The organism is Schaalia radingae (assembly GCF_900106055.1).
Taxonomy (GTDB): Bacteria; Actinomycetota; Actinomycetes; order Actinomycetales; family Actinomycetaceae; genus Pauljensenia; species Pauljensenia radingae_A.
This window is the reverse complement of sequence record NZ_LT629792.1, coordinates 1,232,133-1,245,752: the sequence shown is the minus strand read 5'-3', so window position 1 is coordinate 1,245,752 and position 13,620 is coordinate 1,232,133. Positions and strand designations below refer to the sequence as shown.

Below are 13,620 nucleotides of genomic sequence, written 5' to 3'. Positions count from 1 at the left end.
CATATTTCGATCAATCATCATGATCTCCAAATACGCATTGATTCGAGGATGAACAATGAGAATACGCAAGATCGCCCGCTTCCTGACCGCACCGATTATCGCAGCGCTTCTCGCCGTTTTCTGCGTGAGTGCGCCTACGCAGGCTGCGCCGTCAATCCCCGACAAGGCCACGAAAATGTGGAACGCCTTTGTCGACAAATACTGGGATCCAGAAGCCCAATACTTCTATACCTATTCAGACCGCCACGTTCACGCCGGACACCATGCCGGCCCCAGGAACGGTCTGTACACCGATTACTGGTGGGAAGCTCAGCTGTGGAACACCGTGATGGATCGTTACGAGCGGGTGGGCGATGACCAGTCGCGACAGATGATTGATCAGGTCTTTGACGGCTGGCGAGCCTTCTACCCTGACTTTTCACGCAACGATTACAACGACGACATGGGCTGGTGGGCACAGGGTGCCCTCCGCGCATGGAAACTCACCGGTGATGACAAATATCTGACAGAAGCCGTATCGATCTTCGACTTCATCTCGCAGTTCGAAGATGACCATTTCGGAGGCGGCATCTGGTGGAAGAACACCAATGTCGGCAACCCCTACCGCAATGAGAAGAACGTTGCAACCAATGGAACTGCTGCCTGGATTGCAGCTGAACTGTACATGGCCACTGGTGACAGCGCGTACAAGGACACTGCACAGCGTCTGATCGCTTTCCTTGAAGAAATCTTCTTTAACGGCGGACACCTGAAAGACAACATCAAAGAGGACGGCGTCGTCAACTCCTGGGACTTCACCTACAACAACGGCGCTTTTGCTGGAGCGGCTACCCGCCTGTACCAGATCACCAATGATGAAAAATACCTCAACGAGGCTCGCGCAGCATTTGACTGGGCAATCGAGAATCTGACCATTGGCGGCATCTTCACCGGCGAGCGGGGCGGCGACGGCCAGGCGTTCAAGGCGATTTTCACCCGCCACCTGCGGGACTACATCAACGTCACCGGCGATGACTCCTATGAGGACTTCCTCAGTGTCAACGCCAGGGCCGCGGCTCAAAACACTGGCCTGAACTCGATCGGATGGACAGACTGGGCCTTCAAGGCTCCCCTGCTTACCACGGAAGCACGCGCGTCAGTGAGCGCCGCATCTGCAGTGTCCATCGTCCATCAAGCGCAACCTGGTTTCACTCACGTTCCGTTTCCTGAAGTCGGCACAGTTGAAATTGAAAACGGCGCCCACGATGGCATCGACACTGAGGCCAATGGTGAATACACAGGCCGCGCCTACCTGGCCGGATGGAACTCGGTCGACACATCAGCCACAGTTGCCTTCCAGTCGAAGTGGGGCGGACTGCACCGCCTGAATATTCGCTATGCAGCAGGAAATGGCGATGCTGCACGAGCTGTTCTGGTCAACGGTTTCCCCGCGGTCAGTGCACACATGCCTGCCACCGACGGATGGCAGGACTGGCAGACCGTCTCGATCCCCGTACTGCTGGTACCCGGGACAAATACTGTCGAGCTGAAGTTTGATCGGCTCGTTGCAACGAACTATGCCAACATCGACTCGATCACGATCGAGAAGAGCTAGTCAACGCAAAATTACGGCAGGCTGGTGACGGCGTTCTTCGCGCGTCACCGGCCTGTCACCATTCGTGAAGGGAGCGCGCAGCAGTGCTGTATCAACGCGTCTATGACGATCTACGGGCCGCAATTGAAAGCGGAGAGACTCCCATAGGTTCCACGCTTCCACGAGAATCGGCGCTGCGCGACAAGTACGAAGTTTCCTCCATTACGATTCGGCGCGCTCTCAGCATGCTTCGAGATGATGGCTTTGTTCGTCGACGCCCGCGCGTCGGCACGACGGTCATCGCACAATCACCTCAGCAGGTCTCCCCCGCCTCCAAAGATCCCGTCGTGGCTCTCATTATGACCAGCTTCAACGATGCATTCGGCACCCGCATTGTCGAGGGTGTCCTCGACCGCGCTCAGGACCGTGCGCACATCATGTTGATGCGGACCGGCGGCGACACCAAGAAAGAGCGCGAGGCGATTAAACGCGCGCTGGGCATAGGAGCCCGTGGCCTGATCCTGCTGCCATCCAGCTCGCAGATGATTGATTCATCGGTACTCAAACTTGTCAGCGCCGAATATCCGCTGACCATCATCGACCGACGCTACGACTCGATCCCTGTAGCCGCAGTCACATCAGATCACATGAATGCCGGCATCCAGGCCACCACATGTCTGATTGAAGCCGGGCACCGCCACATAGCTCTCTTTGGTGCCAGCAGGTCACTGACCTCGAATGCCGACCGTCACCACGGGTGGGTGGCTGCCCATGCCATCAACGATGTCGCTTTGGATGAATCGCTTGCATGCGATCAGATCACGTCCACGACGCCAGGCAACGCAGGAACACGGAAGGACGATATCAAGCGTATCGGGTCGTTCCTTCGCAACCACCCTGAAGTCACATCTGCGGTTGCATGTGAATTCGCTATCGCGGTGCTCCTTGAAGAAGCGTTAGCCAACCTCGGCAAGTCCATTCCCCGCGACCTGTCGCTCGTGTGCTTTGACGAGCAGCCTTTCGAAACTCTGGGCTCCACGCTACAGCTGACACACATTGCTCAGCAGCAAGAAGAGATCGGGGCGCGCGCCCTGGACGTGACGTTGCAGCAAATCGATAGCGGGGCAACTGCTGACAAGATTGTGCTCCCTACCACTCTCGTACCGGGCAACTCTGTTCGTCCGATCTAATTGAACCGGCGCCACGCACAAAACAAAGAAAAAGAAAGAGCCTCCGGAGCGAACTCCGGAGGCTCTTATCTTGTGACGTTTACTGACCGCCAGTTTCGATGAACTGGTTGACGCCGTCAACGTATTCGGACACTTCCTCGATTGGCTTTTCACCCTTGAGGATCGGTGTCCACACCTGTACTGCCAGGTCACCAGCCTGCGATGCCCACGTGGTTGTCAGGCGAACGCCTGTGGTGTTCTCAACGCCCAGTGAGTATTCCAGGGTGTCTGAGATCGTCGAGCCGGCAAGATCCTTGATCGAATCCAGATAGCCCTGACGTCCGGGCTCGTATGCCGGAGGTGCAACGGGTGTTTGTGCCATAACTTCCGGAATCACTTCAGTTTCGAGGAACTTGGCAACTTCCCAGGTATCATCAGCGTTGGCCGTGCTCTGAGGTGTGCACATGCCGATTGCATCGTAGAACGTGGCAGGAGTGGACTGGCTGGGTAGCGGCGCCCATCCCCACTCAAAGCCCTTCGCATCGTTACCGAATGACTGAGCCAACCACTGGCCGCTCGACATCATCGGCTGCGAGCCTGCAGCAAACAGTGAGGTGGAGTTGTCCAGGTTGAAGTCTGGAGGATTCACCAGGCCGTCTCCAATGGCCTTCACCAGCTTGTCGAGGCCCTCCATGAATTTGTCATCGGCCACGGCTTTCGTCGGATTGTTGACATCGTCAACAAACGGTTGGCCACCTGCTGACATCGCGTACTGTCCCATCGCGACCGGGCCACTCGTGCTGGTCAGGCCATCAAGGAGCAGCGGGTAGGTTGACCCGCCGGCACCCTTCAAAGCGGCGGCAGCTGAGTAGAGGTCATCCCACGTCCAGTCCTGCGTGGGCAGAGGAACGTTGTTTTCTTCAAACAGCGTCTGGTTGTACCAGATACCTGTGACGTTAATCAGTGAGGGCAGGCCGCCAATACCGTTCTCGGGAGTCTTCCACGTATCGAGGAAGCCCAGCTCGCCTTCCTTAAAGTCGGACGCAATCTTGTCGGTCCAGTCTGTCAGGATTCCCATCTTGGTGTACTGCTGCTCAGTATCGTTACCGCACCAGAAGATATCGGGCAGTTTCTGGGCCTGAGCCAGTGAACCGAGTTTCTGCGAGTAGTCGCCGGAAGGCGCGTCAACACGGTTGATAGTGATGTCCGGGTTGTCCCACTTTTCTGCCACAATCTTGTCGAACAAGTTGTTGGTTTCGATGGATTCCCACGTCATGTAGTTGACGGTGCCTTCAGCTGATGCAGGCGGTTCACCGCTTTCGCCGGATTCACTGCCTCCTGAGCTGCAGGCAACCATGGTGAGTGGAAGAGCGATGGCTGTGCCGACAGCGGCCATCCTCCGTCCTGTGCGTCGGATTGTCATCGTCGACTCCTTTCATATTTCCTGTGATTGGACTTCTACTTTTGAGATGTGTTTCCGAGGGCGCTCAAGCCTTCAATGAAGTAACGCTGAGCGAAGAGGAAGATCAGAAGAGGTGGAAGCATGTACAACAGGTTGGTTGCCATGTACTTCGACCAGTCCGGAGCTTCACTTGCGAAACCCGACACGAATGATGACATGCCCAGCGCCAGTGTCCACTTGTCAGTGGAGTTCAGGTAAATGAGTGGATTGAGATAATCGTTCCATGCTCCCTGGAAGGCCATGATGACCATTGCGATCCACGCCGGCTTCGTCATGGGCAACATGATCGAAAAGAAGATTCGAATGTGTCCTGCTCCATCGACCTTTGCAGATTCATCAATCTGCATGGGAATCGCTAGGAAGTACTGACGAGCCAGGAAGATGAAGAGTGGGTTACCGCCCAGGAATGCAGGTACGATCAGCGGGAACCACGTGTCATACCATCCGATATCCCTGAACAGCTGGAACAGGGGGATGATGCCAACAATTCCGGGCAGCAGCATGGAACCAACAAAGATGTAGAAGAACACTCTGCGGCCCTTGAAGCGCAGGCGTGCCAGCGCGTAGCCAGCCATCATCGAGGTCAGAACGCCGCCGAAGGTGCTGAGCAGGGAAATGATCAGCGTATTGACGAACAGGCGTGGGAACTTGATGATTCGTGGGCCTTCGATGAAGTTGGACCAGACCCATTCATCCGGGAGGAATGAGGGCGGAACTTCGAAGACGGTGGAATTCGACTTCAACGAGATCGTGATCATCCACAACAGCGGAAGCAGCATCGTGGAGCACGCGACAATTGCGCATGCATACCACATCACCGCACGCCCTGGACGCTTCTTCAAATGTGTGCGCCGAGGCTTCTTCGCCACACTTGTCACGAGTTCAGGTGCTTCAACCAGCTCAGACTTGGACATCGTCGTACCTCCAGGCTTTGGTGAATCGAGCTGCGAAAGCCAGGCAGATAATGATCAGGAAGAACAGAATCCACACCTGAGCGGTCGCGTATCCCAGTTCCGGAACTCGTCCCAGCGGCGGGAAACCGTGGTTGTAGATCGACAGCATGAGCGTATTCGTCGCCCAGCTGGGGCCACCGCCGGTGAGGATCTGCGGCTGAACGAAGGTCTGCATAGCACCGTTCATCTGCATGACGAACTGGAGAATCAGGATCGGGACAATCGACGGCAGAGTGATCGAAAAGAAGATGCGGAATGGTCCCGCACCATCAACTTTGGCTGCCTCGTAGATTTCGTTGGGCACTGCCTGCAATGCTGCGAGCAGGATGATCATTGTTGACCCTACCCCCCACAGCATGACGATCACAATCGACGGCATCGCTGTGTGCTCATTACTCAGCCATGCAATTGGTGGAATTCCAAAGAATCCCAGCACCTGGTTAGCCAGACCGACCTGCGGGTCAAAGATGAATTTCCACAGCGTGACCGTGGCGACGATGGGAAGAACTGCCGGCAAGTACAAGATGGTTCGGATCACCGATACGGCTGGGAGCCTGACGTTGACAAAGACAGCCAGCGCAAGTCCGAGTGCCATCGATGCGGGTACGTAGAGAAGAACCAGATATCCAGTTGCCGACAGCGTCTTCAGGAACGACGGATCAGCGGTGAACATTCGGATAAAGTTCTTCAGACCCACAAATTTCGGCGGGGTGATTCCGTTGTACCGTGTCAGTGATAAATAGGCTGCGCTGATGAGCGGGTAGACAACAAAAATGCTGAAACCGCAGATTGCGGGAGCCATGAACGCCAAAGCAGCTTTGAGATCGCGATTGGCTCCTCTGTCCTTCTTCTTGCGCGTCGGCGCGTCTTCTTTGGCAGAAACGGTTGCCTGCGTTGTCTGAGCCTCATCCATTGCTTGCCTCCTTTCTCGAAATATCGTTCGACTGGGTAAGCGAGCAGTAGGCCAGAACCAACTCGCAGAACATGGCGTTTGCCCACGAGAACCACTCACGGGTAAACAGGGCATCGTCATCCTTATGGAAAGATTCATGCATCAGGCCAGTTCCGCCCGTCGTGTGAATCAGAGTGTCGATTATCTGGTCAACTTCGTGAGCTGACGTACTTGTCAGTGCCTGCACCGCCAATGCGATTGGCCAGATGTACTCGTGCGGCGTGTGAGGGCTGCCAATTCCCTGCGCACGCGACCCGTTGAAGTAGAACGGGTTGGTATCGGAGAGCACCATGGCTCGAGTGTTGAGGTAAATTGGATCATCCGCTTCGAGGAAGCCAATATACGGAAGCGACAACAAGCTGGGCATGTTGGCGTCATCCATGGTCAAAGTCTGTCCCAGACCATCTACTTCATAGGCAAATACCTTCCCCCACTGCGGATGATCAATGACGCCGTGCTCGTAGATACCGGCGCTGATCTGGTCTGCAAGGTCACGAGCCCGAGAAATAACCGGGCTTGAAGTGGCGCCAGTTGCAGCATTCATCTGTTCAAGAACCCTGGCCGCCGTTCGCAGAACAACCACAGCAAATGCATTGCCCGGAACGTTATATCCGTAGCTGTTCGCATCGTCACTGGGACGGAATCCGCTCCACGTCATTCCGGTGTATCCCACCGGAGCGCCTTTTCCACCGTGAGACAGAGTTTCGGTCGCTACCTGAGCGCCGGGGCGTTCAAAACGGTAGTCAGATGTTTCGTGACGTTGTTCGCGTGCAAAGACATCGACGACTGTTTCCAGAGCCTTCTCCAGGCCACCCAGATGCGCGTCCTCATGGGTTCGGTCCCACAGATGACCAGCCAGGAACAAGGGAGCGCTCAAAGAGTCAACCTCGTACTTGCGTTCCCAGATCCACGGGCTCATCTCGGTGAGATCGTCATGGTGGCCGGCGCCGTTGGGCTCGGCATTGAAGGCGTTTGCGTACGGATCCATATCGATATACATCAACTGACGTTGGAGCACCCCACCGATCAGCTCGGCAATCTCGGGGTAATCACCGGAGAAATGCACGTACGGAATCATCTGCCATGTGGAATCGCGCAACCACATCGCCGGAATGTCACCGGTCAGAACGAATGCGCTGCCGTCGTCGTAACGCTCAATTGTCGAACTGATGGTGTTGACGAAACAGTCCTCAAAAACCTCGCCAACGCGCGCATCAACGCGCTCCTTCACGGTGGCAATGATGTGTTCCATCCACGTCGAATCTGCTCGAGCCACTATGCTCTCCCTCACTTGTGTGATGACATCAATCAGTATAGAGCTAATACCATTATGAACACAAGTTATGTATTGCATATACTTATTTAATGGGCGCCGCCGCTTCTGCCACTGGATCATCACACTGTCGGCACGTACAGTGTCAGACATGACTGAACTTCTTGCACACGTCCTCGACCAGTCCCTGACCGATCCCAGCGTTCGCCCGCAGGATGACTTCTACGGCCATGTGAATGGAGCCTGGCTCGCGGACCACAACATTCCAGCTGACCGCCCCATCGATGGCGCCTTCTACACGCTGCGCGATCTGTCGGAAAAACGTGGACGCGCAATTGTTGAGGATGCGCTGGCCGGACAGATCGACGATCCGGAAGCTCACAAGATCGCCATCATGTACCGCCAATTCATGGATGAGGACAGCATTGAGGAACAGGGCGCCTCCCCCATCATTCCACTGCTCGAGGCGGTAGCCGCCACGACATCCCACGACGAGCTCGCCACACTCTCCGGCCAGCTCATGCGCGGAGGCATCTCCACGTTTTTTGTGCCTTACGTCAACACCGACACCGATGACACCTCACGCTACATGCTGTACTTCCAGCAGGCCGGTTTGGGTCTTCCGGACGAATCCTTCTATCGCGAAGACCAGTACGAGCCAATCCGCCAGGCCTACTGCTCTCACATTGAGCGCCTGTTTACCCTCGCCCACATTGGCGACGACGAGGGCGACGCTGCTTCATGCGCTCAGCGCGTCATGGACTGGGAGACACGCTTAGCCGCACACCACTGGGATTCCGTCACAAACCGAGATCCTCACAAGACAACCAACCATCGCACCACCTCGGAGCTCATTGACGACAATCCCGGTTTCGATTGGCGAAGCTGGGCACAACAGGTTGGCCTTCAACTCGAATCAATTGCGAATGTGAACGTCAATCAGCCCGATTATCTGGCAACCGCGGCGTCGATGTGGGCATCGGAGGACCTTCGCACGCTCAAACTGTGGCAGAGCCGCAAGATCATCAGCGCCCACGCTTCACTGCTGTCACACGAGTTCGTTGAAGCCAATTTCGATTTCTACTCACGCACGCTTGCCGGCACCGAAGAACTCCGACAGCGATGGAAGCGCGGTTTGGGCCTGGTGGAGGGCACACTGGGTGACGCCCTGGGACGCCTGTATATTCAGCGACACTTCCCCGCTGACTATAAGGAACAGATGGAAGCACTCGTCCAACGCCTGTTGGAGGCCTATCGTACGTCTATTTCCACACTGAGCTGGATGAGCGAGGAGACGCGCACCAAGGCGCTGGCAAAGCTCGATACCTTCAATCCCAAGATTGCCTACCCCGACACATGGCGTGACTATTCAGGTCTCGATCTTGATGAGAATGCGTCACTGGTGGACAACGTGCGCAAGGCAAACGCATATGAACTGGACTATGAATGGGCCAAGCTGTCACGGCCGGTGGACCGCGACGAATGGTTTATGACGCCTCAAACGGTGAACGCCTACTACAACCCGTCACTCAACGAGATCGTATTCCCCGCCGCTATCCTGCAGCCTCCCTTCTTTGATCCAGATGCTGATGCCGCAGTGAACTTCGGTGCAATCGGTGCCGTCATTGGCCACGAAATCGGACATGGTTTCGATGACCAGGGATCGCGCTACGACGCAGACGGCGCACTGCGTAACTGGTGGACTGATGAAGATCGCAACGAATTTGAATCGCGCACGCACCACCTCATCGAACAATACGAGGCTCTTGTCCCCCGTCAGCTAGAAGCAGCTCCCGCCGAGGTACACGTCAACGGCGCCTTAACCATCGGTGAAAATATCGGAGATCTGGGTGGTCTGGCAATCGCGTGGAGGGCGTGGTGTGCTTCGCTTCGCGACCAGGGCATCGATCGCCCTCACGATGCGCCCGTAATCGACGGCTTGACCGGGCCGCAGCGATTCTTCTACTCATGGGCTCGAATCTGGCGATCCAAGTCGCGCGACGAGTTCGCCCAGCAGATGCTCGTTATTGACCCTCATTCGCCGGCAGAATTTCGATGCAACCAGGTGCTTCGCAATTTTCCGGAATTTGCGACAACATTCGATGTCACGGAGTCGGACGGCATGTGGTTAGATCCGAGTCAGAGGGTGGAAATCTGGTCGTAGCAGCCCCCTGAAATGTAACCTCTTACGCATTCGACGCCATTTGTGGCCTCTCACTTAGGCGTTTGGGTCCAATTAGTGAAAGACTAAGAAGTGTCATATGCGCTTGTTGCGCTATCCCTGAGTTACATGAGAAAGGCTACTCAATGCCGGGTCTTAACCTCACGCGTGATGAAGCGGCTGAGCGGGCACGCATAATCTCAGTTCACCACTATGACGTTGAACTGGATTTGACGTGCGGTGACACTGACTTCCGCTCCCGCACCACCTTGACCTTTGATGCCACTGAAGGCGCCTCAACGTTCGTTGATCTGGTCTCCAACAATGTCCATTCCATCACGCTGAATGGACGCGACGTGTCAGTCGGAGCACATCAGGACAACCGCATCGACCTGCAGGAACTGGCTCAGTCCAATACGCTCATCGTCGACGCGGACTGCCAGTACATGCACACCGGCGAGGGACTGCACCGCTTTGTTGACCCCGCTGATAACAAGGCGTACTGCTACTCGCAGTTTGAAGTTCCCGATGCCCGACGAGTTTTCGCAACCTTCGAGCAGCCCGATCTCAAGGCAACATTTACCTTCACCGTGACAGTTCCGCAAGGGTGGAAGGTGTTCTCCAACTCCGTCACACCCTCACCGGAAGAACGCGATGGAAAATGGACCTATCACTTTGAGGAAACTCAGCGTATTTCCACCTACATCACGGCGATCATTGCCGGACCGTACGAGGGTGTCACTGATTCACTGACCAGCAGTGATGGGCGCGAGATTCCGCTCGGTGTGTGGTGCCGCGCCTCGTTGCGCGAATTCCTGGACGCCGACCGCGTCATCGACGTCACCCGCAAGGGCTTTGCATTCTATGAAGCCAACTACGGTATCCCCTACCCCTTCACCAAGTACGACCAGATTTTCGTTCCCGAATACAATGCAGGCGCGATGGAAAATGCCGGATGCATTACCTTCCGCGATCAGTACATCTTCCGTGCACGCCCCACCCACGATGACCTGGAGAAGCGTGCCAATACGATCCTGCACGAACTGGCTCATATGTGGTTCGGTGATCTGGTCACCATGAAGTGGTGGAATGACCTGTGGCTCAACGAGTCTTTCGCTGAGTTCATGTCTCACTACTGCCTGGCAGAAGGAACCGAATACACCGACGCCTGGACCGGCTTTATGTCCCGTAAAGACTGGGGTATGCGTCAAGACCAGATGCCCACGACCCACCCGATCAAGGCTGAGATTCGTGACCTTGCTGACGTGGAAGTGAACTTCGATGGCATCACTTACGCCAAGGGTGCATCCGTTCTTCGTCAGCTAGTCTCCTACGTCGGCCGTGACGAGTTCTTCGCCGGGCTGCACGAGTATTTGACCAAGCACTCCTACGACAATGCAACGCTGGATGACCTTTTGGGCGAACTCGAAGCAGCATCCGGACGCGACCTTGACCATTGGTCCCGCGTATGGCTCGAAGAAGCGGGCATCACCACGTTGAGCACGGTCGTCGAAACAGATGACGAGGACCGCATGACCCGACTGGCAATCCGCCAAGAGCCGTTCACGCCGGGTTCCTCGCTGCGTCCTCACCGCCTGGCAGTGGCAGGCTATTCGCGTTCTGCCGCACAGGATGATTCCGGCTCGAACCGAACGACACCTGTTGAGCAGGTTTTCCACGAGGAGCTCGATGTCGACGGTGAGCTGACCGAGGTCAGCAGTGTCGTCGGCCAGCCTCGCCCCGACCTCATTGTTATTAATGATGGCGATCTGGCTTATGCGAAGATCCGCCTCGATGATCGTTCCCTTGCGTTCGCCACCGAAAATATCACGCGCTGCGCTGATTCTCTGCTGCGCAATGTGATCCTGGCTTCTGCATGGGATATGACGCGCGATGCCAAGATGCCTGCGCGCGCTTTCATCGACCTGGCGCTTGCTGCACTGCCCGTTGAGGACAATATGTCGATGCTCCGTCTGACGTTGGCACACATTGCCACCGCAGTGTCGAGCTATGTTGCTCCTGCTGATCGTGCCGACGCGCAGGCGATGGTCGGCAGCCGCCTGCTCCTGCAGGCCCGTTCGGCAGCGTCCGGCAGTGACCAGCAGCAGATCCTGATCCAGGCGGCGGCCCGCCACGCAGTGACCGACGATCAGGTGGGTGCTGTCAAGGCTCTGTACACAGGCGAGCAGACCTTGTCTGGCCTTGATCTCGATGTCGATGTGATGTGGGATTTGCTTATCGCTCAGGTCCGAGCTGGCCACGCATCAGAGGCAGATATTGCCGAACGTGAGCAGGCGGATGACACGATGACAGGCCGGCAGCGCGCAGCTCAGGCTCGCGCGGCGGTTGCAGATCCGCAAGTGAAGGCTCGCGTATGGGACGAAGTCATGCACAACGTGTCAATCGCGAACGATACGCGCTGGGCAATGGTCTCCGGTTTCTGGGCTCAGGCACACACTGCACCGGATACTTACACCGCCTTTGTCGACGATTATTTCGCCTCGATCGAAAAGGTCTGGTCAGAGTTCACCTTCCACATGGCCGAAGACATCGTCACATTGATGTTCCCGACCGCCTTGGCAGGCTACGTTGATGGGCTCGACTTGGCTGAACGCGGTCGCCAGTGGATGAACGATCATCCTGATGTCTCTGCCGCACTCACGCGTATTATTCGTGAACGCGTCGCGGTTGTTGAGCGCATGATGGCGGCACAGAAAGCGGACATTTAACCCTTCCTCTTCCGGATTGAACGACCGAGTGTCGGTAGGGCTCCATCATGAGCCCTACCGACATTTTGTCTGCATAGCGGCCAGTTGCCCGGCCGTAAACAGCTGGTGCGTGTTAATCTTCGAGTAAGGGCATCAGTACACAGGACGTTCAGAGGAGTTCCCCATGGGCCAGGCAGAACAAATACTGGGAGCATTAGGCGGTTGGGACAATATCAAGGATCTCGAAGCCTGCATTACCCGCATCCGTGTTTCGGTTGGTGACGAAGAACTCGTGGATGAGGATGCCCTGAAGAATGCGGGCGCCTTTGGTGTCGTGTCGGTGGGAACGTCCATCCAGGTTGTCATGGGGCCGCAGGCTGACAGCATCGTTGAGGAGATTGAGAAACTCAAGTGACCCGTGTACTTGCTCCACTTGCTGGGCAAGTGATTCCCTTATCTGACGTGAATGACCCCGTCTTCGCAGAGAAAATCGTCGGCTCAGGTCTGGCAATTATTCCCGATACCTTGACCGCGCATGGGCACTCAGACGTGGTCAGTCCGATCGCGGGAACAATCATTAAGGCTCTCCCCCACGCATTTGTCGTCCGGTCAGCCGACGGCCCCGCTGTTCTGGTTCACGTGGGGCTCGATACCGTCAAGGCCGACACCTCGTCATTCATGGTCGTCGAGGGTGACCACAGCACTGTAGAGACCGCTCAGCCAGTTGTTTCATGGAGGCCCGCGCATCTTGTCGACGGTGGTTTCGACCTGACCACCCCCGTCATTGTCATGGACAGTTCGGACGCGATGATCGGGTCACACGCTGAATATGGAACGCACGTCCAAGCGGGAGATTTCCTGTTTGAAATTCTCCCCGCCTGAACGTGCGGTGATGAGCGCCTGTTACGTTACTTCTCGATCGCGGCGCGCAGGAACCACGCCTGCTTTTCGAGTCCGCGTGCAGCACCGACCAGGATGTCGCCACTGAGTGAATCGGCATCATCGACCTTTTCAAGATCCGACTTGATGCGCTCGGATGCAGCCATCAGCTTGCTTTCCATCTGCTTGTAGGCGTCGGCAACCGAAATGGTGCCTTCAGCCACGTCACCGATTCCGGAGTCCCTGGCAACCGTGGCGGCGCGGCCATCGGGAGTACCACCCAGGGTCGAAATACGTTCGGCAACCTCGTCGAGGTCTTCACGTACCTGATCGACGATCTCATCGAGCGCCAGGTGAAGAGCGCGGAAACGATCGCCTTGAATATTCCAGTGGTACTGCTTTGCCTGCAATGACAGGTCGGTCAGGTCCACCAGTGCGCGCTGGAGCGCATCGATCACGAGTTGTTCTGCCATTTTGGAGTCCTTTCTAC

The 13,620-nt window shown here is 56.2% G+C and carries 11 protein-coding genes; 6 read left to right on the top strand and 5 right to left on the bottom strand.

Translation table 11 applies throughout. From position 1 onward, the window contains the following. Nucleotides 1-55 precede the first annotated feature (55 nt). Nucleotides 56-1,594, top strand: a complete 1,539-nt coding sequence (locus BLT69_RS05505) for a glycoside hydrolase family 76 protein (protein WP_070727185.1) — start codon at nucleotides 56-58, stop codon at nucleotides 1,592-1,594. Nucleotides 1,595-1,677: 83 nt separating this feature from the next. Further along, entirely contained in the window at nucleotides 1,678-2,763 is a 1,086-nt protein-coding gene (locus BLT69_RS05500; RefSeq protein ID WP_092648584.1) for a substrate-binding domain-containing protein, read from the top strand. 79 nt (nucleotides 2,764-2,842) lie between these two features. Here the strand turns inward: BLT69_RS05500 and BLT69_RS05495 are convergent, their stop codons facing one another. From BLT69_RS05495 to BLT69_RS05480, 4 genes are read right to left on the bottom strand one after another with little or no spacing between them, the layout of a single operon-like run. After that, a complete protein-coding gene (locus BLT69_RS05495) occupies nucleotides 2,843-4,165 on the bottom strand; it encodes an ABC transporter substrate-binding protein (protein WP_092648583.1) in 1,323 nt (440 codons plus the stop codon). Nucleotides 4,166-4,200: 35 nt separating this feature from the next. After that, complete coding sequence (locus tag BLT69_RS05490; RefSeq protein ID WP_083314503.1) at nucleotides 4,201-5,118, bottom strand: carbohydrate ABC transporter permease; 918 nt, start codon at nucleotides 5,116-5,118, stop codon at nucleotides 4,201-4,203. Beyond that, entirely contained in the window at nucleotides 5,105-6,070 is a 966-nt protein-coding gene (locus BLT69_RS05485) for a carbohydrate ABC transporter permease (protein ID WP_082628517.1), read from the bottom strand. The genes BLT69_RS05490 and BLT69_RS05485 overlap by 14 nt, the downstream gene beginning before the upstream one ends. After that, nucleotides 6,063-7,385, bottom strand: a complete 1,323-nt coding sequence (locus BLT69_RS05480; RefSeq protein ID WP_227469357.1) for a glycoside hydrolase family 125 protein — start codon at nucleotides 7,383-7,385, stop codon at nucleotides 6,063-6,065. Before BLT69_RS05480 ends, BLT69_RS05485 begins: the two co-directional genes overlap by 8 nt. A 148-nt stretch (nucleotides 7,386-7,533) precedes the next feature. Between BLT69_RS05480 and BLT69_RS05475 the strand changes: the two genes are divergently transcribed. The 4 genes from BLT69_RS05475 to BLT69_RS05460 all read left to right on the top strand — a co-directional run bounded on the left by BLT69_RS05475 (nucleotide 7,534) and on the right by BLT69_RS05460 (nucleotide 13,133). Then, the gene (locus BLT69_RS05475; protein WP_070727177.1) at nucleotides 7,534-9,546 is read left to right on the top strand and encodes a M13 family metallopeptidase; all 2,013 of its coding nucleotides are present in this window, start codon (nucleotides 7,534-7,536) and stop codon (nucleotides 9,544-9,546) included. Between the two features lie 143 nt (nucleotides 9,547-9,689). Continuing rightward, nucleotides 9,690-12,272: an aminopeptidase N gene (pepN, locus tag BLT69_RS05470; RefSeq protein ID WP_070727176.1), complete on the top strand. Its 2,583-nt coding sequence runs from the start codon at nucleotides 9,690-9,692 to the stop codon at nucleotides 12,270-12,272. Between the two features lie 163 nt (nucleotides 12,273-12,435). Next, nucleotides 12,436-12,666, top strand: coding sequence for a PTS sugar transporter subunit IIB (locus BLT69_RS05465; RefSeq protein ID WP_058236691.1), 231 nt, complete (start codon nucleotides 12,436-12,438; stop codon nucleotides 12,664-12,666). Then, nucleotides 12,663-13,133: a PTS sugar transporter subunit IIA gene (locus BLT69_RS05460; RefSeq protein WP_058236690.1), complete on the top strand. Its 471-nt coding sequence runs from the start codon at nucleotides 12,663-12,665 to the stop codon at nucleotides 13,131-13,133. Before BLT69_RS05465 ends, BLT69_RS05460 begins: the two co-directional genes overlap by 4 nt. Before the next feature lie 26 nt (nucleotides 13,134-13,159). Here BLT69_RS05460 and BLT69_RS05455 read toward each other — a convergent pair whose 3' ends face one another. Further along, nucleotides 13,160-13,603: a Dps family protein gene (locus BLT69_RS05455; RefSeq protein ID WP_058236689.1), complete on the bottom strand. Its 444-nt coding sequence runs from the start codon at nucleotides 13,601-13,603 to the stop codon at nucleotides 13,160-13,162. Nucleotides 13,604-13,620: the final 17 nt, after the last annotated feature.